21 protein-coding genes and 2 tRNA genes are annotated in these 25,197 nt (G+C 48.3%); 6 read left to right on the top strand and 17 right to left on the bottom strand.

The genetic code is table 11. From position 1 onward, the window contains the following. Window positions 1-30: 30 nt before the first annotated feature. The 3 genes from wecA to trxA form a co-directional block, all read right to left on the bottom strand. Window positions 31-1,113, bottom strand: a complete 1,083-nt coding sequence (gene wecA / locus ACL9RG_RS17190) for a UDP-N-acetylglucosamine--undecaprenyl-phosphate N-acetylglucosaminephosphotransferase (protein ID WP_422793855.1) — start codon at window positions 1,111-1,113, stop codon at window positions 31-33. A gap of 314 nt (window positions 1,114-1,427) precedes the next feature. After that, a complete protein-coding gene (rho, locus tag ACL9RG_RS17185; RefSeq protein ID WP_422793854.1) occupies window positions 1,428-2,687 on the bottom strand; it encodes a transcription termination factor Rho in 1,260 nt (419 codons plus the stop codon). A gap of 460 nt (window positions 2,688-3,147) precedes the next feature. Continuing rightward, a complete protein-coding gene (gene trxA, locus ACL9RG_RS17180; protein WP_422793853.1) occupies window positions 3,148-3,474 on the bottom strand; it encodes a thioredoxin TrxA in 327 nt (108 codons plus the stop codon). Window positions 3,475-3,606: 132 nt separating this feature from the next. On the opposite strand from trxA, the gene rhlB reads away from it, so the two are divergent. Then, window positions 3,607-4,899 carry an ATP-dependent RNA helicase RhlB gene (gene rhlB / locus ACL9RG_RS17175; RefSeq protein ID WP_422793852.1) on the top strand — a complete coding sequence of 431 codons (1,293 nt, stop codon included), beginning with the start codon at window positions 3,607-3,609 and terminating at the stop codon, window positions 4,897-4,899. A gap of 4 nt (window positions 4,900-4,903) precedes the next feature. Next, the gene (gppA, locus tag ACL9RG_RS17170; protein WP_422793851.1) at window positions 4,904-6,403 is read left to right on the top strand and encodes a guanosine-5'-triphosphate,3'-diphosphate diphosphatase; all 1,500 of its coding nucleotides are present in this window, start codon (window positions 4,904-4,906) and stop codon (window positions 6,401-6,403) included. Window positions 6,404-6,665: 262 nt separating this feature from the next. Here gppA and rep read toward each other — a convergent pair whose 3' ends face one another. From rep to ACL9RG_RS17155, 3 genes are all read right to left on the bottom strand, one after another. Further along, window positions 6,666-8,693 (bottom strand): DNA helicase Rep, encoded by a 2,028-nt coding sequence (rep, locus tag ACL9RG_RS17165; protein WP_422793850.1) that lies wholly within the window; start codon window positions 8,691-8,693, stop codon window positions 6,666-6,668. 81 nt (window positions 8,694-8,774) lie between these two features. After that, window positions 8,775-9,584 (bottom strand): MoaF C-terminal domain-containing protein, encoded by an 810-nt coding sequence (locus tag ACL9RG_RS17160; RefSeq protein WP_422793849.1) that lies wholly within the window; start codon window positions 9,582-9,584, stop codon window positions 8,775-8,777. A 50-nt stretch (window positions 9,585-9,634) separates the two neighbouring features. Then, window positions 9,635-10,003, bottom strand: coding sequence for a nuclear transport factor 2 family protein (locus ACL9RG_RS17155; protein ID WP_422793848.1), 369 nt, complete (start codon window positions 10,001-10,003; stop codon window positions 9,635-9,637). 284 nt (window positions 10,004-10,287) lie between these two features. Here ACL9RG_RS17155 and ppiC point away from each other — a divergent pair, with 284 nt between their 5' ends. Next, entirely contained in the window at window positions 10,288-10,569 is a 282-nt protein-coding gene (ppiC, locus tag ACL9RG_RS17150; RefSeq protein WP_422793954.1) for a peptidylprolyl isomerase PpiC, read from the top strand. A gap of 109 nt (window positions 10,570-10,678) precedes the next feature. Here the strand turns inward: ppiC and ilvC are convergent, their stop codons facing one another. Further along, window positions 10,679-12,154 (bottom strand): ketol-acid reductoisomerase, encoded by a 1,476-nt coding sequence (gene ilvC / locus ACL9RG_RS17145; protein WP_422793847.1) that lies wholly within the window; start codon window positions 12,152-12,154, stop codon window positions 10,679-10,681. 185 nt (window positions 12,155-12,339) lie between these two features. Between ilvC and ilvY the strand changes: the two genes are divergently transcribed. Further along, window positions 12,340-13,227 carry an HTH-type transcriptional activator IlvY gene (gene ilvY / locus ACL9RG_RS17140; RefSeq protein WP_422793846.1) on the top strand — a complete coding sequence of 296 codons (888 nt, stop codon included), beginning with the start codon at window positions 12,340-12,342 and terminating at the stop codon, window positions 13,225-13,227. Between the two features lie 62 nt (window positions 13,228-13,289). Here ilvY and ilvA read toward each other — a convergent pair whose 3' ends face one another. From ilvA to ACL9RG_RS17105, 7 genes are all read right to left on the bottom strand, one after another. After that, a complete protein-coding gene (gene ilvA / locus ACL9RG_RS17135; RefSeq protein WP_422793845.1) occupies window positions 13,290-14,834 on the bottom strand; it encodes a threonine ammonia-lyase, biosynthetic in 1,545 nt (514 codons plus the stop codon). A gap of 5 nt (window positions 14,835-14,839) precedes the next feature. Next, window positions 14,840-16,690: a dihydroxy-acid dehydratase gene (gene ilvD, locus ACL9RG_RS17130; RefSeq protein WP_422793844.1), complete on the bottom strand. Its 1,851-nt coding sequence runs from the start codon at window positions 16,688-16,690 to the stop codon at window positions 14,840-14,842. A 99-nt stretch (window positions 16,691-16,789) separates the two neighbouring features. Continuing rightward, the gene (locus tag ACL9RG_RS17125; RefSeq protein WP_422793843.1) at window positions 16,790-17,719 is read right to left on the bottom strand and encodes a branched-chain amino acid transaminase; all 930 of its coding nucleotides are present in this window, start codon (window positions 17,717-17,719) and stop codon (window positions 16,790-16,792) included. A 15-nt stretch (window positions 17,720-17,734) separates the two neighbouring features. Continuing rightward, window positions 17,735-17,998, bottom strand: a complete 264-nt coding sequence (ilvM, locus tag ACL9RG_RS17120; RefSeq protein ID WP_422793842.1) for an acetolactate synthase 2 small subunit — start codon at window positions 17,996-17,998, stop codon at window positions 17,735-17,737. Continuing rightward, window positions 17,995-19,641, bottom strand: a complete 1,647-nt coding sequence (ilvG, locus tag ACL9RG_RS17115; RefSeq protein ID WP_422793841.1) for an acetolactate synthase 2 catalytic subunit — start codon at window positions 19,639-19,641, stop codon at window positions 17,995-17,997. The genes ilvM and ilvG overlap by 4 nt, the downstream gene beginning before the upstream one ends. Window positions 19,642-19,781: 140 nt before the next feature. Beyond that, window positions 19,782-19,880 (bottom strand): ilv operon leader peptide, encoded by a 99-nt coding sequence (gene ilvL, locus ACL9RG_RS17110; protein ID WP_422793840.1) that lies wholly within the window; start codon window positions 19,878-19,880, stop codon window positions 19,782-19,784. A gap of 153 nt (window positions 19,881-20,033) precedes the next feature. Continuing rightward, on the bottom strand, window positions 20,034-21,251 hold the full coding sequence (locus tag ACL9RG_RS17105) for an MFS transporter (RefSeq protein ID WP_422793839.1): 1,218 nt from the start codon (window positions 21,249-21,251) through the stop codon (window positions 20,034-20,036). A gap of 367 nt (window positions 21,252-21,618) precedes the next feature. Between ACL9RG_RS17105 and ACL9RG_RS17100 the strand changes: the two genes are divergently transcribed. Beyond that, entirely contained in the window at window positions 21,619-23,160 is a 1,542-nt protein-coding gene (locus ACL9RG_RS17100; protein ID WP_422793838.1) for a YifB family Mg chelatase-like AAA ATPase, read from the top strand. Window positions 23,161-23,185: 25 nt separating this feature from the next. Here ACL9RG_RS17100 and ACL9RG_RS17095 read toward each other — a convergent pair whose 3' ends face one another. Continuing rightward, complete coding sequence (locus ACL9RG_RS17095; protein ID WP_422793837.1) at window positions 23,186-23,524, bottom strand: DUF413 domain-containing protein; 339 nt, start codon at window positions 23,522-23,524, stop codon at window positions 23,186-23,188. A 118-nt stretch (window positions 23,525-23,642) separates the two neighbouring features. Here ACL9RG_RS17095 and hdfR point away from each other — a divergent pair, with 118 nt between their 5' ends. Beyond that, window positions 23,643-24,470, top strand: a complete 828-nt coding sequence (hdfR, locus tag ACL9RG_RS17090) for an HTH-type transcriptional regulator HdfR (protein ID WP_422793836.1) — start codon at window positions 23,643-23,645, stop codon at window positions 24,468-24,470. 336 nt (window positions 24,471-24,806) lie between these two features. Here the strand turns inward: hdfR and ACL9RG_RS17085 are convergent. Both ACL9RG_RS17085 and ACL9RG_RS17080 read right to left on the bottom strand, forming a co-directional pair. Beyond that, a tRNA-Trp gene (locus ACL9RG_RS17085) sits at window positions 24,807-24,882 on the bottom strand. Window positions 24,883-24,937: 55 nt separating this feature from the next. Beyond that, window positions 24,938-25,014: transfer RNA gene (locus ACL9RG_RS17080), tRNA-Asp, on the bottom strand. Window positions 25,015-25,197 lie beyond the last annotated feature (183 nt).

The following is a 25,197-nucleotide window of genomic DNA, read 5'->3' as shown; positions in this document are numbered from 1 at the left end:
GGATAAATAGCTAAATGAATGATTAAAGATCTATTGGTGAGTCATCCGACGCAAGCGTCTTTTCACTCTTTTAATAAAGCGAGCCACTCGCCATGCACGTTTTATACAATAGCCATACAGTAGAAATGCGAGCAGGAATAGCGCCAGCATCACCCATTCCGGCACCAACAAATGCTCACCAGTTACCCCTATAGCCGCCAGCACCGCTGCCGCTAAAGTGATGAGGACAAAAGCCTGCCGAGAGGTGAACCCGGCCCGCATGATCAAATGGTGAATATGTTGGCGGTCCGGGGAGAAGGGACTCATGCCTTTACGCAAGCGACGGTACATGATGGCAATCATATCCATTAGCGGAATAGCGATTAACCAAAGTGCAGTGACAGGCGTCATAGGAGGAGAGACCCCCTGTGTACTTTGCAGTAAGATCCAAATGACCGTAAAACCAATTAATGTACTGCCCGCATCTCCCATAAACACTTTATAGCGGCGGCCAAAGGCACCGAGGTTAAGCAGAATATAAGGCACAATGCAGGCAATCATCGCAAAACACCACAGCGCCAACTCTCTGTATCCGCTCATGAACATCACAATGCCCATCGCGCCAAAGGTGACACAAGACAAACCACCAAGAAGGCCGTCGATACCATCAACCATATTGAAAGCGTTGATAGCCGCCCAGACGGCAAACAGAGTAAATAGATAGCTGAACGGCCCTAATGCCATCGCCCAAGGCCCGATGATATGACCCAGATTACTCAGCACCATGCCAGCAAATACCATCATCACAATCGCGACAATCGCCTGAATGAAAGCGCGGATTCTCACGCTAATATCGAAGCGATCGTCTAACGCGCCAACAAAGACCAGCAACCCAGAGCAAATCAAGTACAATTCTCGATGGGCGATGTGATAATCGGTGATGGAAAAGGTGAAGCAGATACCAGCGTAGACAGAAATGCCGCCAACCAGAGGAATCAGCCCCTGATGGCGTTTACGGAAATCGGGCTTGTCCACCAAGCCTATTTTTTTGGCAACTTTTCGTGCCAAAAATAAAAAGACAAAAGAAAACAAGAAAATAAAGAAAAGTTCAGTACTCATAGTGAGTAAATTCACAATTAATACATCTCTGCAATAAAGATTGATCTGCAAAAAGAGAATGTAGTCGAGCTTGAAGCTTATTAATCATCATCATACCTCACAGCTTTACCATCATATCTTATTGCTACAGTTTGTTTTTTTCCAACAAAACTTAAAATGCTGTGCTATCGCACTTTTAAACATCGATAAAGTAAACAGAGAAAATGGAAAAAACTATCGGTGTATATCTGAATAATTTTACTAAAAAAATTACGTTACATATCGTAACCACCTAAAGCACAAAACGCCACGACTTAGCGTGGCGTTTTGCACAGATTTACTAATGAAAACTAAGAACGTTTCATCATATCGAAGAAATCGTCATTGGTTTTTGTCATCGCAAGCTTATTGATGAGGAACTCCATCGCGTCGATCTCACCCATTGGGTGAATAATTTTGCGCAGGATCCACATTTTTTGCAGCTCTTCAGAACTGGTAAGTAATTCTTCTTTACGGGTACCAGAGCGATTGTAATCGATAGCAGGGAATACACGTTTTTCAGCGATTTTACGCGCCAAGTGCAATTCCATGTTGCCGGTACCTTTAAACTCTTCGTAGATCACTTCATCCATCTTCGAACCGGTATCAACCAGTGCGGTGGCGATGATAGTCAAACTACCACCTTCTTCTACGTTACGAGCGGCACCGAAGAAACGCTTAGGACGATGCAATGCGTTAGCATCCACACCACCAGTCAACACTTTGCCAGATGCTGGAACCACGGTGTTATAAGCACGCGCTAAACGAGTGATGGAGTCGAGCAAGATAATGACGTCTTTTTTATGCTCAACCAAACGCTTAGCTTTCTCGATGACCATTTCGGCGACCTGAACGTGGCGAGACGCTGGCTCATCAAAGGTAGAAGCAATAACTTCACCTTTAACCAAACGTTGCATCTCGGTCACTTCTTCTGGACGCTCGTCAATCAGCAGCACCATCAATACGCAATCTGGATGATTGTAAGCAATGTTAGTGGCGATGTTCTGCAACAACATAGTTTTACCGGCTTTCGGCGGTGCTACGATGAGTCCACGCTGTCCACGACCGATTGGCGCAGCCAAATCCAGTACGCGAGCGGTTAAATCTTCTGTCGAACCATTGCCTCGTTCCATCCGCAGACGAGAATTAGCATGAAGTGGAGTAAGGTTTTCGAACAGGATTTTACTGCGGGCGTTTTCAGGTTTGTCGTAGTTAACTTCGTTAACTTTTAACAGGGCAAAATAGCGTTCACCTTCTTTTGGTGGGCGAATTTTACCAGAAATGGTGTCACCAGTACGGAGATTGAAGCGGCGGATTTGGCTAGGAGAAACATAGATATCGTCGGGACCAGCAAGGTAGGAACTATCACCAGAGCGGAGGAAACCAAATCCGTCCTGCAATATTTCCAGTACGCCGTCGCCGAAAATATCTTCTCCGCTTTTCGCATGTTGCTTCAAAATCGAGAAGATGATGTCTTGTTTACGCATACGGGCTTGGTTTTCAAGTCCCATATTTTCGCCGAGTGCTATTAGGTCAGAAACCGGCGTATTTTTTAATTCGGTAAGATTCATAGTGGTGGGTTCTTTAACTCGGGGTATGTCTCGAACATCTGTCGTGAATGAGGATGGCAAGGTCATCCGTGCCTGTTTATATACGACACTCAATTAGCAGTTTCTGATAACAGGCAGCACGTAAACGCTCACGAGCCAGTGTTGTAGAGGGCAGACTGATATTGAAGGTGTCTTAAAGCCGCTTGTATGTAAACCGTTAGATTGTCAAAGCACATCGCCAGTTCAACTTATTTTTTAGAAGCAACATTAGAGGCAGATGTTTTCGACACAGGGTAAAACGTTAGAATCAAACTATATAAGAGTCAAACTATGGTTAGAATCAAACTATATAAGAGTCAAACTACAGGTAAGGTCTATATGCAGTGAAGATAAACTTATCACGCTTCCAGACAGGCGTCTAGAGGTCAATTTGAAAAACTCGAAGCACCCCTAAACACCTAGCTGAATATGCTAATTCAGATTACAGATTTGCTTCCAAGAACTCTTTCAGCTGGCTTTTTGACAGGGCACCAACTTTGGTTGCAGCCACTTCACCGCCTTTGAATAACAACAGCGTTGGGATACCGCGGATACCGTATTTTGGCGCGGTACCTTGGTTCTCATCGATATTCAATTTAGCAATGGTCAACTTACCTGCAAACTCGCCGGCAATTTCGTCCAGGATCGGAGCAATCATCTTACATGGACCGCACCATTCTGCCCAGAAGTCGACCAGAACAGGCCCTTCTGCTTTCAGGACGTCGTTGCCAAAACTGTCATCGCTCAGATGAATAATTTTATCGCTCATGTTCTACTCCAAAGGATTATCTTTACCTGGTTGATGTAGCATTAAGCAACATCAGGTTGACTTGATTTCACCGTTTTTATTTCAACGGATATGCTTTCGTAAAGCAATACTTAGCTGATATTCTACCACACTATGAGCAAAACACACTTAACAGAAAAGAAGTTTTCCGACTTCGCCCTGCACCCACTTGCGGTTGAAGCCCTTGAAAAGAAAGGCTTTCATTACTGCACCCCTATTCAGGCATTGGCATTGCCAATTACCCTTTCTGGGCGAGATGTAGCGGGTCAGGCGCAAACCGGTACCGGCAAGACGCTAGCTTTCTTAGCGTCTACTTTCCATTATTTGCTTTCTCACCCCGCTGCAGAAGGTCGCCAAACCAATCAACCTCGTGCGTTGATTATGGCACCAACGCGTGAATTAGCAGTACAAATTCACTCTGACGCCGCCGCACTTTCCGAGTCTACTGGCCTGAAGTTGGGTCTGGCTTACGGCGGTGATGGCTACGACAAACAGCTAAAAGTGTTAGAAAGCGGCGTTGATATCCTGATTGGTACAACCGGTCGTCTCATCGACTACGCCAAACAGAATCATATCAATTTGGGCGCGATTCAGGTCGTTGTGCTTGATGAAGCCGATCGTATGTTCGATCTGGGCTTTATTAAGGATATCCGCTGGCTGTTCCGCAGAATGCCACCAGCCGATCAACGTTTAAATATGCTGTTCTCTGCAACGTTATCTTATCGCGTTAAAGAATTAGCATTTGAAAACATGAACAATGCCGAGTCGATTGAAATCGAACCGGAACAAAGAACCGGACACCGCATTAAGGAAGAGCTTTTCTATCCTTCAAATGAAGAGAAAATGCGCCTGTTGCAAACGTTGATTGAAGAAGAGTGGCCAGATCGCTGCATTATCTTCGCAAACACCAAGCATCGCTGTGAAGAGGTTTGGGGGAGTTTGGCTGCCGATGGTCATCGCGTTGGTCTGTTGACCGGCGACGTGCCGCAGAAGAAACGTCTGCGTGTTCTGGAAGATTTCACCAAAGGTGATCTCGACATCTTGGTCGCTACCGATGTCGCCGCTCGCGGTTTGCATATCCCAGCCGTGACACACGTTTTTAACTACGATTTGCCTGATGACTGTGAAGATTATGTTCACCGTATTGGCCGTACCGGCCGTGCTGGTTTAAGTGGTCACTCGATAAGCCTGGCTTGTGAAGAATACGCGCTGAACTTGACGGCGATTGAAACCTATACTGGCCACAGTATTCCAGTTAGCAAATATAATAGTGATGCCCTATTGACTGATTTGCCTCCGGCGAAACGCCTGGCTCGCAGTCGCAATGGTAATGGCCCACGCCGCAATACGCCATCGTCGCGTCGCGGAAATGGTGCGCCTCGTAATAACCGTAAACGCACGAGCTAAAACTATGCTGAGCTCCACCTCACTTTATGCAGCGATCGATCTGGGTTCCAACAGCTTTCATATGTTGGTCGTCCGTGAGGTGGCGGGAAGTATTCAAACGCTAGCGCGTATTAAACGTAAAGTTCGCCTAGCCGCAGGGCTCGACAAGCAAAATCAGCTATCGCAGGAAGCGATGCAACGCGGCTGGCAATGCCTCAGGTTATTCTCTGAACGGCTGCAGGATATTCCGCTCGATCAAATTCGTGTCGTGGCTACCGCAACATTACGATTGGCGAACAATGCCGATGAATTTCTCAAGGTGGCTGAAACTATCTTGGGTTGCCCGGTACAAGTGATCAGCGGCGAAGAAGAAGCTCGATTGATTTACCAAGGTGTAGCGCATACCACTGGCGGCCCGGAAAAGCGGCTAGTGGTCGATATCGGCGGTGGCAGTACCGAACTTGTCACCGGAACCGGCGCGCAGGCAACGCGGTTATTCAGCCTATCTATGGGTTGCGTAACCTGGCTCGAACGCTACTTTGGGGATCGCAATCTCGCGAAAGAAAATTTTGAACAGGCAGAACTCGCCGCAACCGAAATGATCCGCCCTGTCGCCAATATACTGCTAGAAAACGGTTGGCAAATTTGTGTAGGTGCCTCAGGCACCGTGCAAGCGTTGCAGGAAATTATGGTTGCTCAAGGCATGGACGAACGTATTACCCTGCCTAAGTTACAACAGCTCAAACAACGAGCTATTGCCTGTGGCAAGTTGGAAGAATTAGAAATAGAAGGACTAACATTAGAACGAGCGTTAGTCTTCCCTAGCGGCTTATCTATTCTGATAGCTCTTTTCAAAACGCTAAATATTGAAACCATGACCTTAGCCGGCGGCGCACTGCGCGAAGGATTGGTCTATGGCATGCTGCATTTACCTGTCGTGCAGGATATTCGTTTACGTACGCTGCGTAATTTACAACGTCACTATCTGCTTGATAGTGAACAGGCTGCTCGCGTCGCCCAATTAGCGGATAACTTCTCTGTACAGGTAGCAAATATCTGGCACTTGGACGAACGTGCGCGAGAATTACTCAACAGCGCCTGTTTGATTCACGAGATTGGTTTAAGCGTTGATTTCAAAAAAGCGCCACAGCATGCGGCCTATTTAATCCGCCATCTGGATTTGCCGGGCTTTACCCCCGCTCAAAAGAAACTATTAGCCACACTGCTGCAAAACCAGAACAGCAATCTGGACTTGTCACTGCTTAATCAGCAAAACGCCTTGCCACCACGTCAGGCAGAACGTTTGTGCCGCATTATGCGACTGGCGATTATCTTTGCCAGCCGTCGCCGTGATGACACGTTACCGGCAGTACGTCTGCATGCTAACGAAGATGAGCTCCGTGTCGTGGTACCTCAAGGCTGGTTAGAACAACATCCGCTGCGCGCCGAAGAGTTAGAGCAAGAAAGCCATTGGCAGAGCTACGTCCATTGGCCGTTGAGTATTGAAGAACAGGAACCTGCCTAAGGTTCCTTCTCAGTAGGCGACTGAGCCCGTTATGATGTAAATCGGAGGGCGCAATTTGGCGCCTTTTATATTCGTTAACTCTCAGTCCAGTAGCGGTCGTGTTTCAGGGGCTTGCGCGATAGCGCAAATTTCATCCCTACGGATCCCCGCATTCGGGTGCGAGCTAATAATAAAACTATTGTCTCTCCACCATTTATCAGTGAAATTTTGAGTGCGCCACTTGGCTTTTTAAGCCAACACAAAAAAGATTCAAAAACCTTTCTTAATTCCCGTTTTCTTTGGCTTTTGCCAGTTGTGCGCGGATTTTTTCCAGATTGCTTAAGCCTTTTTGTTGCCGTTCTTCTGGGCTAACGACTTTGCGTTCGGTTTCCCAGGCGAGATCATCTTGCGGCAGTTCTAACAGGAAACGGCTGGGTTCTGGGCGAATGAGCTCACCGTATTGGCGTCTTTCACGACAAAGCGTAAAGATCAGCTCTTTCTGAGCGCGGGTGATGCCCACATAAGCCAGACGTCGTTCTTCATCGACGTTGTCTTCATCAATACTGCTCTGATGCGGCAACAGACCTTCTTCCATGCCGACTAAGAAGACGTAAGGGAATTCCAGACCTTTTGACGCATGTAGCGTCATCAGCTGTACTTGGTCCAGCTCTTCTTCACTTTCACCGCGTTCCATCATATCGCGCAGGGTGAAACGGGTGACCACTTGAGTCAGCGTCATTGGCTCATCCAAGTCGGTACCTTCAAGCATTTCGGTCATCCAGCTAAACAACTGGTTAACGTTTTTCATGCGCATTTCAGCGGCTTTCGGACTGGGGGAAGTTTCAAATAACCAGCTTTCGTAATCCACACCGTGAATCAAATCTCTAACCGCTGCGATAGGTTCGCGTTCGGCCAGTTCGGAGATAGTCCCCATCCAATGGGTAAAACGCTGCAAAGACTCTAAGCCTCTCCCCGTTAAATACTGGCTTAACCCCATATCAAAGCTGGCTTTAAATAGCCCTTTATTGCGCTGATTGGCCCACTCACCCAGTTTTTGCAGGGTCGCAGCCCCAATCTCACGCCGTGGCGTGTTAACGATACGCAAGAATGCGCTATCGTCATCGGGGTTGGTCAATACACGCAGGTAAGCCAACAAGTCTTTAATTTCGGGGCGAGAGAAGAAAGAGGTGCCGCCAGAGATACGATAAGGGATGCGGTTTTGCATCAGCATCTTTTCGAACAGCCGCGACTGGTGATTACCACGATACAAAATGGCGTAATCGCCGTAGTTAGTTTTCTTCACAAAGTGATGGGCAATCAGTTCACCGACGACGCGCTCCGCTTCGTGGTCTTCGTTATTGGCCGTGACCACTTTTAACTCTTCACCGTAACCCAATTCGGAAAATAATCGCTTCTCAAACACGTGTGGGTTATTGGCGATCAGGATATTGGCAGCTTTGAGGATGCGCTGAGACGAGCGATAGTTCTGCTCAAGCTTAATGACCTGCAAATGTGGGAAGTCTTCTTTCAGCAACACCAGATTTTGCGGCCGTGCGCCGCGCCAAGAGTAGATCGACTGGTCATCATCACCGACCACGGTAAAACGTGCGCGGTTGCCGACCAATAGCTTAACCATCATGTATTGGCTGGTGTTGGTATCTTGATATTCATCCACCAGCAGGTAACGTAATTTATTCTGCCAACGTTCTCGTACTTCTTCATTGCGCTGTAATAGCAATGTCGGCAGCAGGATCAGATCGTCGAAATCCAGAATATTACAGGCGCGCATATGATCGTGATACATCGCGTAACAGTGGGCAAAAAGCTTATCACGCTCGGATCGGGCTAAATCTGCCGCACGAGCGGGATCAACCAGATCGTTTTTCCAATTGGAGATGGTCGAGATCAATTGCTGGATCAACGTCTTGTCATTTTCCAACCACTTTTCGCTCAACTCCTTAAGCAAAGCTATCTGATCTTGATCGTCAAATAGCGAAAAGTTGGACTTCATTCCCAACGCTGCAAATTCTTTTTTAATAATCTCCAACCCCAAAGTATGGAAGGTGGCGATCATTAATCCGCGCGCTTCTTTGCGCCCCAGCGTTTGCCCTACACGCTCTTTCATTTCACGCGCGGCTTTGTTGGTAAAGGTTACGGCAGCGATATGACGAGCCTGATAACCACATTCACGGATCAAATGAGCGATTTTGTTGGTAATTACCCGCGTTTTACCCGAGCCAGCCCCGGCCAGAACCAAACAAGGCCCGGTAACGAATTCGACGGCGTGTTGTTGACTGGGGTTTAATCGCATAACGGGTAGCACTCAGATAAAGAACAGGCGGCGAGTATAACAAACATCGCTTGCTGATGGAGTACCGACCGCCCATTCCCTTCACAGTGGCGCAACGCCGACGGGATAACAGTTAAAACTCATTTTGGAGATAAAAGCGCCGGCCGGCCGGATTTGTATCTCACCAGACGCCGCAACCCCCATAAAAATACCGGTACAACGCCCTAGCTGATAATCAAAAAAGAAGACCGAACATACCGGAATGATTTTTTCCCTGAAACTGAACAAATACTTATCCGGCGAAAATTTATAGTAGGTAGCATAATCCATATCGCCGTGGCCAAACTGTTCACCGCGCAAATTCTGCCAGGCGTAACGTTCTGAGTTAACGTAGAAATGCTCGTAATAATGGTTAGGGCTGTAAATATTCAGAGCACGATAACCAATCAATTCTCGCGTGAGTGCGGGCACCATGCCCTGTGGCGTTTCACCTTCGATATATCCGGCCATAAAACGTTGTGCCAGTCTCGATCCTCCTGTGGCTTGTTCAGCGCTAAGGAGCTTACAACGCACAGCGAGTACCCGTCGCGTTTGCGTATTAACGACCAGCACCAAACACTCATCGGGCTTAGCGGCAAACTGCACACTGAAGAAATAATGCGACTCGGAGGTGCAGACTTCATCATAGAAGTCGACGCCTTGCTCATTGCCCGATTCCCAGCGCACCTGATGGAGATCGCCACTTAAAAACGCCAAGCGTAGAGTTTGTCCCTCTTCAAACACTATTGTAAACCCCTTCCCCTGCCAGTGATGAGTCGATGGCAGTCGATTGGTATCAATACCTTGAGCAAAATCGTCATAGTTTTTCCAGCCCGGTTCAGCTAACGCACTGAGAACATTTGGAAGAGACATAATTTTTCCTTAGGTTTGCAAATCAACACCTTATTAAAGAAGGAACCCTGCTAAAACTGCGCGAAGGTTTTATTGACGATGCACCAACCATCCGCCGTTTTCAGCAGCGATAAATAATCAATAAACGCCATGTCATGCAGGAAGTTATAAACTTTGACCGAGGCAATACGTTCAGTAATATCCATCGCAATAATGTGCATTTTGAAATTTTCTCCCCGCTCAGCAGGGATCGGAGCTTGAGCTAATTTATCTAGCCATTGTGCGACGGAAAGGCGCTCGAACTCACCATTGATATAACCAAACAGCCAGGCGTCCGGGTGAAAACTATCAGCAAGCAGCGATAAATCTCGCTGATACATACCAGTAAAATAAGCATGCACACAGGCTTTCACCTCATCGATTCTATTATCATTTTGCATAGTTCCTCCGAGCCTAAACCAAATGGCATCTAACACATATTTCACACATCCAGACATTGTTAATATCTTAACAACTACTCGGTGTATGATAATTGGTCAATATCGACAAGCACACATTGCTCATAAAGCAGTCACATCAAGACACAAAAGCAAAAAACGAGACGTGCGCAGAAAGGAGAATGACTTGGTTATTGCAGAGATTGTTTGTTGCTGAGAATAGTTATCGAGCAGGTATAATGGGCAAAAATTAAGAAGCAAAAGGCAAAACAATGGTAACCAACAAGATGGCGAAAACAGCCTCTGCACTCCATATCCTGGTGGATAACGAAGCATTGGCTAACGAACTACTGACCAAGCTCAAACGCGGCGTCAGTTTTGATACGCTGGCTCGGAAATACTCGAGCTGTCCGTCAAAACGTAACGGCGGTTCTTTAGGCGAGTTCCGTAAAGGAGATATGGTGCCAGCTTTCGATAAAGTGGTCTTCAGCTGTGAAGTGCTCAAGCCAACCGGGCCAGTAAAAACCCAATTTGGCTACCATATTATCAAGGTGTTATATCGCAACTAATTGCTTCATTAGCTTATTAATGACATAAAAAAGCACCGCCAAAGCGGTGCTTTTTACATGCTATCTGTTAGCAAGAACAGTTAGCAAAAACGAATCGCTAGCGCTGACATTAGCCCGCGACTGCGATACGTTTCATGTCGGTCATGTAGCCGCGCAGTTTGTGGCCTACCGCTTCAATCGCATGGCTACGAATCGCTTCGTTCACGTCACGCAGTTGCGCGTTATCAACCGCGGCAGTAGCAACAGATTTACCCAGGTCGCCAGCTTGCAGCGTAGTCATGAAATCTTTCAGCAATGGCACAGCAGCGTTAGCGAACAGGTAGTTACCGTATTCTGCCGTGTCAGAGATAACCACGTTCATTTCATACAGACGCTTACGAGCAATGGTGTTGGCAATCAATGGCAGTTCATGCAGAGATTCATAGTAAGCAGACTCTTCGATGATGCCAGAAGACACCATAGTTTCGAATGCCAACTCAACGCCCGCTTTAACCATTGCAATCATCAGCACGCCGTGGTCGAAGTACTCTTGCTCAGAGATTTTGCCTTCAAACTGTGGTGCGTTTTCAAATGCGCTCGCGCCAGTCTCTTCACGCCAGGTCAGCAAGTTTTTATCATCATTAGCCCAGTCAGCCATCATGCCGCCAGAGAACGCACCAGAGATGATGTCATCCATGTGTTTCTGGAACAGTGGAGCCATAATGCCTTTCAGCTGCTCAGACAGCGCGAATGCACGTAGTTTAGCCGGGTTAGACAAGCGATCCATCATCAGCGTGATGCCGCCTTGTTTCAGCGCTTCGGTGATAGTTTCCCAACCGAATTGCAGCAGTTTTTCTGCATATGCAGCATCAACGCCGTCAGCCACCAGCTTATCGAAGCACAGCAGAGAACCAGCCTGCAACATACCACACAGGATAGTTTGCTCACCCATCAGGTCAGATTTAACTTCAGCAACGAAAGAAGATTCCAGAACGCCAGCACGGTGACCACCGGTCGCTGCAGCCCAGGCTTTAGCAATGGCCATGCCTTCGCCTTTAGGGTCGTTTTCTGGGTGAACAGCAATCAGCGTTGGTACGCCAAAACCACGTTTGTATTCTTCGCGAACTTCGGTACCTGGACATTTAGGTGCGACCATCACTACGGTGATGTCTTTACGAATTTGCTCGCCCACTTCAACGATGTTGAAGCCGTGTGAGTAACCCAGCGTTGCGCCATCTTTCATCAGCGGCTGTACTGCTTTAACGACTGAGCTGTGTTGTTTGTCTGGCGTCAGGTTAACCACCAGGTCAGCCTGCGGGATCAATTCTTCGTAGGTGCCAACTTTAAAGCCGTTTTCGGTCGCTTTACGCCATGAAGCACGCTTCTCAGCAATCGCTTCAGCACGCAAGGTATAGGATACATCCAGGCCGGAGTCACGCATGTTCAGACCTTGGTTCAAACCCTGTGCGCCACAACCAACAATCACGACTTTCTTACCTTTCAGGAAGCTAGCTTCGTCTGCGAATTCATCGCGGGACATGAAGCGACACTTACCCAATTGCGCCAACTGCTGACGCAGGTTCAAGGTGTTGAAATAGTTAGCCATCGTAATACTCCGTTCAAGGTTAGATATTGTTATTTTGGTGCGTATCGGCAGTGCCGTGGAACGCTGTAAAAACACTATATGTCATGCGGGATATTGCTTAAATTGATATATTACGAAGATGTCATTGCAATTTATGCAACGTACTCTTTTGTTCAGTCAACTAGCGTTATCGCCCGGTACTCATTATGGACTTACGTGATCTCAAGCTTTTCTTACATTTGGCCGAAAGCCGTCATTTCGGGCGTTCAGCCAAAGCGATGTACGTCAGTCCATCGACGCTTTCCCGGCAAATTCAACGGCTGGAGGAGGAACTGGCTCAGCCACTTTTCCAACGCGATAATCGCACGGTGCAGCTCACCGATGCCGGCGAGCAACTCAAACTTTTTGCCCAACAGACGCTGATGCAATACCAGCAACTGCGTAGTTCTTTGGGACAAAGTGGCCCAGCATTGAGCGGTGAGCTGCATCTATTCTGTTCGGTGACCGCCGCTTATAGCCATATGCCGCCGATCCTTGATGCCTTCCGCGCTCAACATCCGCTAGTCGAAATAAAACTGACGACTGGCGATCCGGCCGATGCGGTAGAAAAAATCCAATCCACCGAGGCGGATTTAGCGATTGCCGGGCGACCAGAGAACTTACCTGGCAGCATCGATTTCACTAAAATCGGTGAAATTCCGATGATATTGATTGCCCCTTCGCTGCCTTGCGCAGTGCGTACGCAAGTGAGTCAGCCCCATCCTGACTGGTCGCAAATTCCCTTTATCCTGCCGGAACACGGCCCGGCGAGAAAACGTATCGATACCTGGTTTAAGCACCACCGCCTGCTTGCCCCATTAATCTATGCCACGGTTTCTGGTCATGAGGCCATTGTCTCGATGGTGGCATTGGGCTGTGGTATTGCTCTTATCCCCGCAGTGGTCGTCGATAACAGCCCGGAACCGGTACGTAACCGTATTTCGATTCTCGACAATGTTGCCGGTGGCGCGCCTTTCGATCTTGGCGTCTGCTTGCAGAAAAAACGCCTGAACGAGCCTCTGATTAATGCGTTCTGGCATCTTCTCTCTCGCTAACGAAAGAGAGCTAAAACGCGATAAAAAAACGGGCCTAAATAATGGCCCGTTTCATTGCATCATTAGCCCGCCAAAAAGAAGCGAAAAGCCGGATTATTACTTTCATCGTGACAGTCATAGCCCAGCGCCGAGAGATTTTGCTCAAACTCCGGCTCCTGCTCTGTCAGCTCAAATGCCGCCAACACGCGACCAAAATCAGTGCCGTGACTACGATAATGGAACAGCGAAATATTCCAATGCGTCCCCAGTGTTTGCAGGAACTTCAGCAGCGCGCCCGGTGATTCAGGGAATTCAAAACTGTATAAGCGCTCACGCAGCGGTTTGCTCGGACGACCACCGACCATATAACGCACATGCAGCTTGGCCATTTCGTCATCCGACAAATCGACCACCTGATAACCATCTTGCTGCAATTCATCGATGATCTCTTTACGCTCAGCGTTGCCGCGAGTTAAACGCACACCGACAAAAATGCAGGCATTGGCATCATCCGCATAGCGATAGTTAAACTCAGTAACCGAACGACCACCGAGCAACTGGCAAAACTTAAGGAAACTACCTTTGCGTTCAGGAATAGTCACCGCCAGCAAAGCTTCACGCTGCTCGCCCAGTTCACAGCGCTCAGAAACATAGCGCAAGCCGTGGAAATTCACGTTAGCACCCGACAAGATATGTGCCAGACGTTCGCCCTGAATATTGTGCTGCTGAACATATTTTTTCAGACCGGCCAACGCTAATGCACCCGAAGGCTCTGCGATGGCTCGTACATCTTCAAAAATATCTTTTACCGCGGCACAAATTGCATCGCTATCTACAGTGATCACATCATCAAGATATTCACGACATAGACGGAAGGTTTCACTGCCAATACGTTTGACCGCGACACCTTCAGCAAATAGACCAACGCGAGCCAAATCAACAGGCTCACCAGCATCCAGCGCAGCCCGCAGGCAGGCAGAATCTTCGGCCTCAACGCCAATAATCTTAATCTGTGGCATCAGTTGCTTGATAAGAACCGCAACGCCAGCGGCTAAACCACCGCCACCGACTGGAACGAAAATACGATCAAGATGCGCATCTTGCTGTAACAGTTCCATCGCCAGTGTTCCCTGCCCGGCGATCACTGCCGGGTGGTCAAACGGCGGCACGAAGGTCATGCCTTGTTCTTGCGATAACGCGACTGCTTTGGCTTTGGCTTCGTCAAAGTTCGCACCGTGCAACAGGACTTCACCGCCGAAACTGCGTACTGCATCGACTTTAATATCAGCCGTCGCGACTGGCATCACAATCAGCGCTTTAATGCCTTTTTTACTGGCAGATAGCGCCACACCTTGCGCGTGATTACCAGCAGAAGCAGTAACAACGCCGCGAGCCGCCTGCTCAGCGCTCAACCCGGCAATCATCGAATAAGCACCGCGCAACTTGAAGCTGTGCACCGCCTGACGGTCTTCTCGCTTCACGACAATGGTATTACCCAGTCGTGAAGAGATTTTCTCCATCACCTGTAGCGGCGTAACCTGCGCCACTTCATAAACCGGCGCGCTCAGTACGGCACGGAGATACTCCGCGCCGCTAGGCTGCTCAGGTAAAGGTTGTGATACCGCCATGACAATTAGCCTCCCAGCTTACTCTTGTCGCGAACCGCGCCTTTATCGGCACTGGTCGCCAAGCTGGCGTATGCGCGCAATGCGAAGGAAACCTGACGCTCACGATTTTTCGGCGTCCACGCCGCGTCTCCGCGTGCCAATTCAGCTTCATGGCGAGTCGCCAATTCGCTTTCAGAGACATCCAGAACCATGCTGCGGTTTGGAATATCGATGTCAATCATATCGCCATCGTTGATCAGGGCGATCAGGCCGCCGCTGCCCGCTTCAGGAGAAACGTGGCCGATAGACAGCCCAGACGTCCCGCCGGAGAAACGACCGTCGGTGATCAGTGCACACTCTTTACCCAGGCCCATCGATTTCAAATAAGTAGTTGGATAGAGCATTTCTTGCATGCCTGGTCCACCTTTTGGCCCTTCATAGCGGATAACAACTACGTCACCAGCAACCACTTTGCCGCCCAAAATAGCTTCAACAGCGGTGTCCTGGCTTTCATAAACTTTGGCCGGGCCACGGAAAGTCAGGTTAGATTTATCGACACCCGCCGTTTTAACAATACTGCCCGCTTCAGCAATGTTGCCGTACAACACTGCAAGACCACCGTCTTTGCTGAAAGCGTGTTCTAAAGAACGAATACAGCCTTCGGCACGGTCATCGTCTAGCGTGTCCCAGCGACAATCTTGCGAGAATGCCTGCGTGGTACGAATACCTGCCGGGCCAGCGCGGAACATTTTTTTCACGGCTTCGTCTTTGGTCAGCATGATGTCGTATTTATCCAGCGTCTCGGACAGAGACAGGCCTAGAATATTTTTAACATCGCGATGCAACAGACCTGCACGGTCCAACTCGCCGAGAATAGCTAACACGCCACCAGCACGGTGAACGTCTTCCATATGATATTTCTGGGTGCTTGGCGCAACTTTACACAGGTGAGGCACTTTGCGAGACAAGCGATCGATATCGGTCATATCGAATTCGATTTCGCCTTCCTGCGCCGCGGCTAGTAAGTGCAGAACCGTGTTAGTAGAACCGCCCATCGCGATGTCCAGCGTCATGGCGTTTTCGAATGCCGCTTTGCTCGCAATACTGCGAGGCAATGCGCTGGCATCGTCTTTTTCGTAATAACGTTTGGTCAGCTCAACAATACGTTGACCTGCGGTCAGGAATAATTCTTTGCGGTCAGCGTGGGTGGCCAACAGTGAACCGTTACCCGGCTGAGACAGGCCCAGCGCTTCGGTCAGGCAGTTCATGGAGTTGGCGGTAAACATACCGGAACATGAACCACAGGTTGGACAGGCTGAACGTTCGATTTGCTCGCTATCAGCATCGCTGACGTTCGGGTTCGCACCTTGGATCATCGCGTCGACCAGGTCGAGTTTGATGATCTTGTCAGACAGTTTCGTTTTACCAGCTTCCATCGGGCCGCCGGAAACAAAGATCACCGGAATATTCAAACGCAGGGAAGCCATCAGCATCCCCGGGGTGATTTTGTCGCAGTTGGAAATACACACCATCGCATCAGCACAGTGTGCGTTAACCATGTATTCCACTGAGTCTGCAATCAGCTCACGAGAAGGCAGTGAATACAGCATGCCGCCATGACCCATGGCAATCCCGTCATCAACAGCAATGGTGTTGAACTCTTTAGCCACACCGCCGGATGCTTCGATCTGTTCAGCAACCAGTTTACCCAGATCACGCAAGTGCACATGGCCAGGAACGAACTGGGTAAAGGAGTTAACGACGGCAATAATTGGTTTACCGAAGTCATCATCGGTCATACCGGTGGCACGCCATAAAGCGCGGGCACCGGCCATATTGCGGCCATGCGTCGTGGTAGCGGAACGGTACTTAGGCATGCTCTATTCACTCCAATTAATTCTAATACGCGGGCGGTGCAACCACCGCCCGCCGATGTTGTGTTTTGATTTATGGTTTTAAATTCATCCGACAGTAAATCACTGTGGGTTAATCGGGTCCAACCAACCCCATTTGTCTTCGGTTTTGCCGGTAAACAAGCCGAAGAATGCATCTTGAATTTGTTTGGTGACTGGGCCACGTTTGCCCTCGCCAACCTGAATACCATCAACGCTACGAACCGGCGTGATTTCTGCTGCGGTACCAGACATGAAGACTTCATCAGCCAGATACAGTGATTCACGTGACAGCACTTGCTCACGCACTTCGATACCCATGTCTTTCGCCAGTTTGATAATGGCATCACGGGTGATACCCGGCAGAGCAGAAGAGGTGAATGGCGGAGTGAACAGGATGCCATCTTTTACTTCGAACAGGTTTTCACCGGCACCTTCAGACACATAGCCATGAACGTCCAGCGCAATACCTTCTTGATAACCATGACGACGTGCTTCGCTACCTACCAGCAGGGAAGACAGGTAGTTACCACCCGCTTTTGCGGCGGTTGGGATGGTATTAGCCGCAACACGGTTCCATGAAGAAACCATAGCATCAATACCTTGCTCCAACGCTTCTGCACCCAGATATGCGCCCCAAGGGAAAGCGGCGATGATCACGTCAGTTTTGTAACCTTCAGGTGGGTTAACGCCCATCCCAACATCACCAACAAACACCAGCGGACGAATGTAAGCGCTAACCAGTTTGTTAGTACGCAGTGTTTCGCGGCACGCTTCCATCAATTCATCAACGCTCTGGGTTACTGGCATACGATAAATTTTGGCTGAATCGCGCAGGCGCTGCATGTGTTCACGATGACGGAATACCACCGGGCCTTTGTGGGAGTCATAGCAACGTACGCCTTCAAAGACTGATGTTCCGTAATGCAGTGCGTGAGACATTACGTGAACTTTGGCTTCTGCCCACGGAACCATTTCACCGTTAAACCAAATAAAATCAGCTTTCTTCGTCATTCTCTCTTTCCTTACTTACGCGTTTGCGCGTATTTGTTGTGATGTAGGTTGTTGGATTTCGACACTGGCGACATCCATAAGTTTGTTTAACTGTGCTGACAGTAAATCTACTGGGCGCTGGCTGGCAACGGTCAATTCGATATTTATACTCTCATTGTTGGCTTCAGCACTCATATTCATCGCACAAATCTGAAATCCGCGATGGCGGACAACGCGTAATACGCGCTCTAACATTTCAGGGCGAAAGCGCGCCTGGATCGAGAGGTTATGCTGCATCATGATACTTTCTCCAACATGGTTTCGTTGCCTGCACCTGGTGGCACCAGCGGCCAGACATTTTGATTTTCGTCGATGGAAACCTGCAGCAAATACGGACCTTTGCTGTTAAAGAAGGCATCTAATGCGGTATCCACTTGATCTTTACGGCTGATTCGTTGGCCTGGGATATCAAAGGCGCTTGCCAACGTAATGAAATCTGGGTTATCTGAAAGGTTGGTCTCGCTGTAGCGCCCATCAAAGAACAATTCCTGCCACTGGCGAACCATTCCCAATCGCTGGTTGTCCAGCAACAGGATCTTTAATGGCAGCTGTTTGCGTTTAATCGTCCCCAACTCCTGTACGTTCATCATGAAAGATCCGTCACCAGATACACAGATCACCATATCGTCAGGACGAGCAACTTGCGCGCCAACGGCCGCAGGAATACCAAAGCCCATCGTGCCTAAACCACTTGAAGTGATGAAGTTTTCAGGACGAGAGAACTGCATATGCTGTGCAGTCCACATTTGGTGTTGCCCAACGTCGGTAGTAACAATGGTATCGGCAGCTTTACGATCTGAAATCTGTTTCAGCAGTAACGGGGCGAAGATAGCTTCGCCGGGATGGTCATAACGCCACTCTCCTGCGGCTTTCAGCGTCATCACTTCGTCACGCCAGGCATTGATAGCTAACGGCTGTTGCAAAGCGGGCAGCAGAGTATTCAATGAACCTTGTAACGCAACGTGCGCCTGACGCAGCTTATTCAACTCCGCCGGGTCAATGTCCATATGGATAACTTTCGCATGCGGTGCGAAAGCATTAAGTTTGCCCGTTACGCGGTCATCAAAACGCGCACCAACCGCAATCAATAAATCACAGGATTGCACCGCCATATTCGCAGCCTTGGTGCCGTGCATGCCAAGCATTCCCAAGTAACAAGGATCATTACTATCTGGTGAACCCAATCCTTTCAGGGTCGCAACCGTGGGAATACCCGTAGTGCGGATAAACTCACGCAATGCAGGAACAGCTTGGGCGATACCTACGCCACCGCCAACATACAGCATCGGTTTGGTCGACTCAGACAGCATCGCATAGGCAGAAGCTAAATCGCTTTCAGAATGCGGGATATCTTGCTCTACCTGTGTCAAATACGGCGTTAAATCGCCAACAGCCAATTGGATATCTTTCGGGATATCAACTAAAACGGGGCCAGGGCGGCCACTGCTGGCAATAGCGAAGGCTTCAGCCATGATTTCTGGCAAAGCATCCAGAGATTCAACCAAGAAACTGTGTTTGGTACAGGCCAGAGATAAACCAAGAACATCAATCTCTTGAAATGCATCGGTACCAATCAAGCCAGAACCGACCTGTCCGGTGATCGCCACCAGCGGTACGGAATCCATCATTGCATCAGCCAGTCCAGTGATAAGGTTGGTTGCTCCTGGGCCAGATGTCGCAATGCAGACGCCAACTTTACCCGTTGCACGCGCATAGCCAATCGCCGCCATCGCTGCGCCCTGCTCATGGCGACACAGTAGGTGTTCCACGCCGCCATCATAGAGTGCATCGTATACCGGCATAATTGCTCCGCCAGGGTAACCGAAAACTATTTCTACACCCTGTGAACGCAATGCTTGCACTACCCACTGTGCTCCATTCATATCATTTCCCCTGCCTTTTTCTATAATTACAGAGATTTATGCTGTTGTTCATCTTTTATCCCTGCTTCGTTATTGCCTGAATCAAAAAAAACCCCCGGACCTTTCGGTGCGGGGGTTTTTTTTGGGTTCAGGCTTGTTTATTAAGCCTTTCTTCGTCCAAATGCAGCCCCGCACGGTGGGATAATAATCACCACCACACGAATAATAATTAGGCTGACGAGGACGAGAAGTGCTTTCATTTTAGCTTGTCTATATTTCTTCTTGCGAACGATTGCCTACAGAGTTATCACAGTTTTTGTGGTAATGACAATACTTTTGTTTAGTTATTATCATTACCTTGTCCACAAAAACGACCGAAAAATACTTTTAAATCATGATGTAGAGTTAAAAAATTATTTTTTCACATTTCCAGCTGTATTGAGCGCCTGACCGCGAGTATCGCGTCCGAAGGAAACCAATACTGCAATGACAATGGCCACCGTGCCGGCAACGATCGCCATTGCTAACCCATAATTCTGACCATGGTTTTCGGCTATGTAAGCCTGAAGCGTCGCATTGACTGATGCGATCAGGTTCCCCAACTGATACACGAAGCCTGGCAACACAGCACGAGTATTAGCTGGCACCAACTCGGTAAGATAGCTTGGGATAACCCCCCACGCACCCTGAACCATAAATTGCATCAGGAAAGCGCCAAGGCCCAACGTCCAAGAACCTCCCGCAAACGCCCACAAAGGGATCACAGGCAGGGAAAGCAATGCGGCAATAATAATGGCTTTCTTACGGCCAATACGTTCAGAGAGCGCGCCAAAGGTGATACCACCGATAATAGAGGCGATGTTGTAGCTAACGGCAATAATACTCACCATATGCGCATCAAAGCCGTGCTGAACTTTCAGGAATGAAGGATAAAGATCCTGCGTACCATGGCTAAAGAAGTTAAAGGCCGCCATCAGAATCACCAAGTACACACAAAGCTTCCAATGTGTTTTTAACACCGGTAGCAGTGCCGTACTTTCATGACGTTGACGAGCCGCTAGCCACACTGGTGACTCTTGTACTTTGAAATAGATAAATGGCAGCAGGAAAATCGGCACCGCGCCAATAACAAACATTCCACGCCAGCCCACTATGTCAGATACCAGCCCATAAACCACAGCAGCTAACAGATAGCCGAACGGATAACCGGCCTGGAATATCCCAGACATCATACCGCGAGAACGATCGGGAATAGTTTCCATCGCCAGCGACGACGCTACGCCCCAGACACCACCCATTGCGATACCGTAAATCACGCGTAAAACTAAGAAAACGGCCAATGAAGGTGCGGCGGCAGTGAGAAGTTCGAAAATGGAAAAACACAGAATGTTGACCATCAGCACAGGCTTACGACCAAACTTTTCGGCGGCACGTCCAAAAAGCAACGCGCCAATAGGGCGCACGGCCAAAGTGAGTAAGATAGCTAACGTGACTTCTTTGATATCGACGTGATAAGCCGCCGCGATATCGCTGAGCAGGAATACCAACAAGAAGAAATCAAAAGCATCCAGCGTCCAACTCAAGAAGCTGGCAATAGCAACGTTACGTTGCCTGGAAGTCCAACCAAACATGGTGTAATCCTTATTTCTTTCGAAAATGTATTCGTAGTAGTACCCGTTTTGCATTCAACGGAATGGCAAGAGAAGTAAGTGGAGGGCGTTAATTATATGTAATTTAAAATACTCAATTGTTAAATCCCCCACTCAATAAATACCAGTTGAAGAAATCACCAGCAAGATTATGTGGAATAGAAATTTGTATCCGAACAAATCTAAATGTTAATGAAAATTACTTAATATCTACGTGGCATGACCCAAAAAAATTTTGCCAAACGACATCAGGAGATGAATTTTTTGCACCGGTCTCGTAAATAAATAACGTCCCTCTCTCACGCAACGCCGCTATGCAGCATGCTTGATGTTTTGCCAAGAGGACGATATGTCATTAGCCATTGTTCATACTCGAGCATCGCTAGGTGTTCAGGCTCCAGGTGTCTCTATCGAGGCTCATATCAGCAACGGTCTTCCCGCTCTAACGTTAGTCGGGTTACCAGAAACGGCCGTGAAAGAGGCAAAGGACCGGGTTCGCAGCGCTATCATTAATTGCAACTTCACCTTTCCGGCTAAACGTATCACGGTCAATCTAGCGCCAGCCGATTTGCCTAAAGAAGGCGGGCGTTATGATCTACCAATCGCCATCGCCATTCTGGTTGCCTCCGAACAGCTTGCAGGAGACAAATTAAATCACTATGAATTTATCGGTGAACTCGGGCTAGCAGGATCCCTGCGCGGTGTGACCGGTGCGATCCCAGCAGCACTAGAAGCAAAACACGATGGACGCATGCTGGTTGCACCTGAAGATAACCAGCGAGAGATGGCATTACTGGAGAAAGGAACAGCATTGGTTGCTAATCATTTGTTGCAAGTATGCAGCTTTTTGCAGGATCAGGAGAGTCTGGTTGTCGTTGAAACATCGCCGGTCGATGAGGATGAAACAGAAAGTGGGGATATTGCGGATATTATTGGTCAGGAACAATCTAAACGAGCCTTGGAGATAGCCGCAGCCGGCGGGCATAATCTATTGCTTATCGGCCCCCCAGGAACGGGTAAGACGATGCTGGCTAGCCGTTTACCCAGCCTGCTGCCTCCATTAACCAATCAAGAGGTACTAGAGACCGCAGCTATCACCAGTCTGGTTTATAGTACCGACAGTGATATGAGTTTTTCACGCCGACGTCCCTTTAGAGCACCTCACCACAGTTCATCCATGTCAGCATTGGTAGGAGGCGGTACCTTACCACGACCAGGCGAAATCTCTCTGGCACACAATGGTGTGCTATTTCTTGATGAGCTGCCAGAATTTGAGCGCAGAGTACTCGATGCTTTACGCCAGCCGATGGAGTCCGGGGAGATCACCATATCGCGCGCAAGAGCCAAAGTGTGCTTTCCGGCCAAGATGCAGCTTATCGCCGCCATGAATCCTAGCCCAACCGGGCATTATCAAGGACGACACAATCGCACGCCGCCTCAGCAAGTCCTGCGTTATTTAGGCCGTTTATCTGGCCCTTTCCTCGACCGTTTTGATTTATCTATCGAAGTTCCGTTACTTCCCCCTGGATTACTTAGCCAACAGCACGATATCAGCAAAAAACGCAGCAAAGAATATAGCCGCCAGATACGTGATAGGGTGATCGCAGCTCGCGATATTCAATTAAATCGTGCGGGGAAATTAAATGCCCACCTTAGCAGTCGCGAAGTCGAAGAGTATTGTGAGCTGAAAGTCGCTGATGCGCTGTTTCTAGAAGAAGTATTACAAAAGCTAGGATTATCAGTCAGAGCATGGCACCGGATACTAAAAGTTGCTCGGACATTAGCAGATTTGAATGATCAAACTATGATTGAAAGGGCACAGCTTGCAGAAGCATTAAGCTATCGCAGTATGGATCGACTATTGTTAGCCTTACATAAAAATTTGGCATAAAAAAACGGGGACATGCCCCGTTTCATTAATCGTCGCTTTCTGTGTAGTCTTCCATCGCATCTGCCTGAGGTTTACCACCGGACAGAGTATGGAATTTTTTCGGGCGACGAGTGCGGATAATGTATTTGCTCCACACTTTTTCAGCATCGGTTGCTGGCTCGCGCACACCGCGGCAAACATCTACAAACAGCTTTTCTTCGTCGGTTGCAGGTTCGCGTTTACCCAAATCTAGTTCGTTAAAAGCATAGCCAAAACGTTCTAGCAATTGGGCTTCTTTAATGGTGAAATCGCCATGCCGGGAAAACCCGCGCGGGTAATGTTTATTATCAAAAAAACGATTTGTCGTGGTGAAGCTTTCAGCCATCTGACACGCTCCTAATGTTCTCATAGTCCTGCTGTTATGGCGCGGAGTATTAGATAGGCTTGACATTGTGTAAAACAAAACATTTAAATCCTAACGACAAAATTTTTTGGAGATAGTTGTGGACACGGAATTACTGAAAACCTTTTTGGAGGTCAGTAGAACTCGCCATTTTGGTCGGGCGGCTGAATCTCTCTATTTGACACAATCAGCAGTGAGTTTTCGTATACGACAACTTGAAACTCAATTGGGTGCAAACCTTTTCACCCGACACAGAAATAACATTCGCCTGACGCCTGCAGGTGAAAGGCTACTGCCTTATGCCGAGAGTTTGATGTCGACATGGCAATTAGCCAAAAAAGAGGTTGTACGTTCGTTACAGCACACAGAGCTATCTATTGGAGCCACGGCATCATTATGGGAGGCTTACCTTACTCCCTGGCTACAAACGCTTTACCAGCAGCGAGAAAGCCTGCGGTTAGAGGCTCGCGTTGCACTACGTCATTCATTAGTCAAACAACTGCATGAACGGCAATTAGATTTACTGATCACCACTGAACCCCCGAAAATGGATGAACTCTCCAGCCAACTATTGGGTAACTTTTCGTTACGTCTTTTTTGTTCTCAAAAACAAGAAAAAAGCGCGGAAGTCGCCTATATACGACTCGAATGGGGTGCTGACTTTCCACAACAGGAAAGCCGTATATCAATGAATGAACAAGAGCCGATGCTCACAACAACTTCAGCACATTTAACACGGCAATTACTGGAAACAACAGGTGCGTGTGCATTTCTGCCTGAGCACTGGGAGAAAAAATATCCCCAGTTGTCCGTATATGAGGATATTCCCCCAGTGATCCGGCCACTTTATGCCGTGTGGCTGCAAAATAGCGACCAGCAAGTCCTTATTCGCCAACTGCTTAAAACCACGCTCATTACCACTATCTAGAAATTTAATGGCACCTACCAAGGATGGATGGCCGCTATGCTCATCAAGATATACCTCTGCCCTTCTGACGAGCTATAACCCGTCACTTTACCCTCACCTATGCTGGAGACAAACTACTGCCTCAGTAGCGATTCCTGCACACAATAATCATCAAATAATGTATTTGCGCTGTCAAAATCATATGGCTTAAGTGTCACTAAGCAATATGAAAGCAAGGAATGATCCCCAACAAGGGAAGATCAGCGGCAAGCAATAGGGGGATTTTCAGCGAGGTATTGAAGATTTTTCATTTGCTATAAAGCAAAAAACCCCTCGCTTACGCGAAGGGTTTTAATATGGCAGGGGCGGAGAGACTCGAACTCGCGACACCCGGTTTTGGAGACCGGTGCTCTACCAACTGAGCTACGCCCCTAGATTTTTCTTACTATTATGCCTGCTAATAAATTAGCAGGCATAATTTAAATAAGTGGCGGAACGGACGGGGCTCGAACCCGCGACCCCCTGCGTGACAGGCAGGTATTCTAACCAACTGAACTACCGCTCCACCGGTTCTTTCACTCACATCAGACGTTATCTGATATCAGTTTGTTCCTGTTATATTTCCTTGTCAGGGGAAAAAGGAACCTAACTTTCACAATACTTACGTACTGCTTTAAATTTGATGCCTGGCAGTTCCCTACTCTCACATGGGGAGACCCCACACTACCATCGGCGCTACGGCGTTTCA

Source organism: Rouxiella sp. Mn2063 (assembly GCF_049319665.1).
Lineage (GTDB): Bacteria > Pseudomonadota > Gammaproteobacteria > Enterobacterales > Enterobacteriaceae > JBMOUD01.
Note: the sequence above shows the minus strand (reverse complement) of the source record. Positions and strands in the feature narration are given on the sequence as shown.

Excerpts from the sequence above, each read along its gene's own strand:
- gppA (WP_422793851.1), top strand. The coding sequence starts at position 4,904 with ATGCTGAGCTCCACCTCACTTTATGCAGCGATCGATCTGGGTTCCAAC.
- rhlB (WP_422793852.1), top strand. The coding sequence starts at position 3,607 with ATGAGCAAAACACACTTAACAGAAAAGAAGTTTTCCGACTTCGCCCTG.
- trxA (WP_422793853.1), bottom strand. The coding sequence starts at position 3,474 with ATGAGCGATAAAATTATTCATCTGAGCGATGACAGTTTTGGCAACGAC.
- ilvD (WP_422793844.1), bottom strand. The coding sequence starts at position 16,690 with ATGCCTAAGTACCGTTCCGCTACCACGACGCATGGCCGCAATATGGCC.
- ilvL (WP_422793840.1), bottom strand. The coding sequence starts at position 19,880 with ATGAAAGCACTTCTCGTCCTCGTCAGCCTAATTATTATTCGTGTGGTG.
- ACL9RG_RS17155 (WP_422793848.1), bottom strand. The coding sequence starts at position 10,003 with ATGCAAAATGATAATAGAATCGATGAGGTGAAAGCCTGTGTGCATGCT.
- ACL9RG_RS17095 (WP_422793837.1), bottom strand. The coding sequence starts at position 23,524 with ATGGCTGAAAGCTTCACCACGACAAATCGTTTTTTTGATAATAAACAT.
- ACL9RG_RS17105 (WP_422793839.1), bottom strand. The coding sequence starts at position 21,251 with ATGTTTGGTTGGACTTCCAGGCAACGTAACGTTGCTATTGCCAGCTTC.
- rho (WP_422793854.1), bottom strand. The coding sequence starts at position 2,687 with ATGAATCTTACCGAATTAAAAAATACGCCGGTTTCTGACCTAATAGCA.
- ilvM (WP_422793842.1), bottom strand. The coding sequence starts at position 17,998 with ATGATGCAGCATAACCTCTCGATCCAGGCGCGCTTTCGCCCTGAAATG.
- ilvY (WP_422793846.1), top strand. The coding sequence starts at position 12,340 with ATGGACTTACGTGATCTCAAGCTTTTCTTACATTTGGCCGAAAGCCGT.
- ppiC (WP_422793954.1), top strand. The coding sequence starts at position 10,288 with ATGGCGAAAACAGCCTCTGCACTCCATATCCTGGTGGATAACGAAGCA.
- rep (WP_422793850.1), bottom strand. The coding sequence starts at position 8,693 with ATGCGATTAAACCCCAGTCAACAACACGCCGTCGAATTCGTTACCGGG.
- ACL9RG_RS17100 (WP_422793838.1), top strand. The coding sequence starts at position 21,619 with ATGTCATTAGCCATTGTTCATACTCGAGCATCGCTAGGTGTTCAGGCT.
- ilvG (WP_422793841.1), bottom strand. The coding sequence starts at position 19,641 with ATGAATGGAGCACAGTGGGTAGTGCAAGCATTGCGTTCACAGGGTGTA.
- ilvA (WP_422793845.1), bottom strand. The coding sequence starts at position 14,834 with ATGGCGGTATCACAACCTTTACCTGAGCAGCCTAGCGGCGCGGAGTAT.
- ilvC (WP_422793847.1), bottom strand. The coding sequence starts at position 12,154 with ATGGCTAACTATTTCAACACCTTGAACCTGCGTCAGCAGTTGGCGCAA.
- ACL9RG_RS17125 (WP_422793843.1), bottom strand. The coding sequence starts at position 17,719 with ATGACGAAGAAAGCTGATTTTATTTGGTTTAACGGTGAAATGGTTCCG.
- ACL9RG_RS17160 (WP_422793849.1), bottom strand. The coding sequence starts at position 9,584 with ATGTCTCTTCCAAATGTTCTCAGTGCGTTAGCTGAACCGGGCTGGAAA.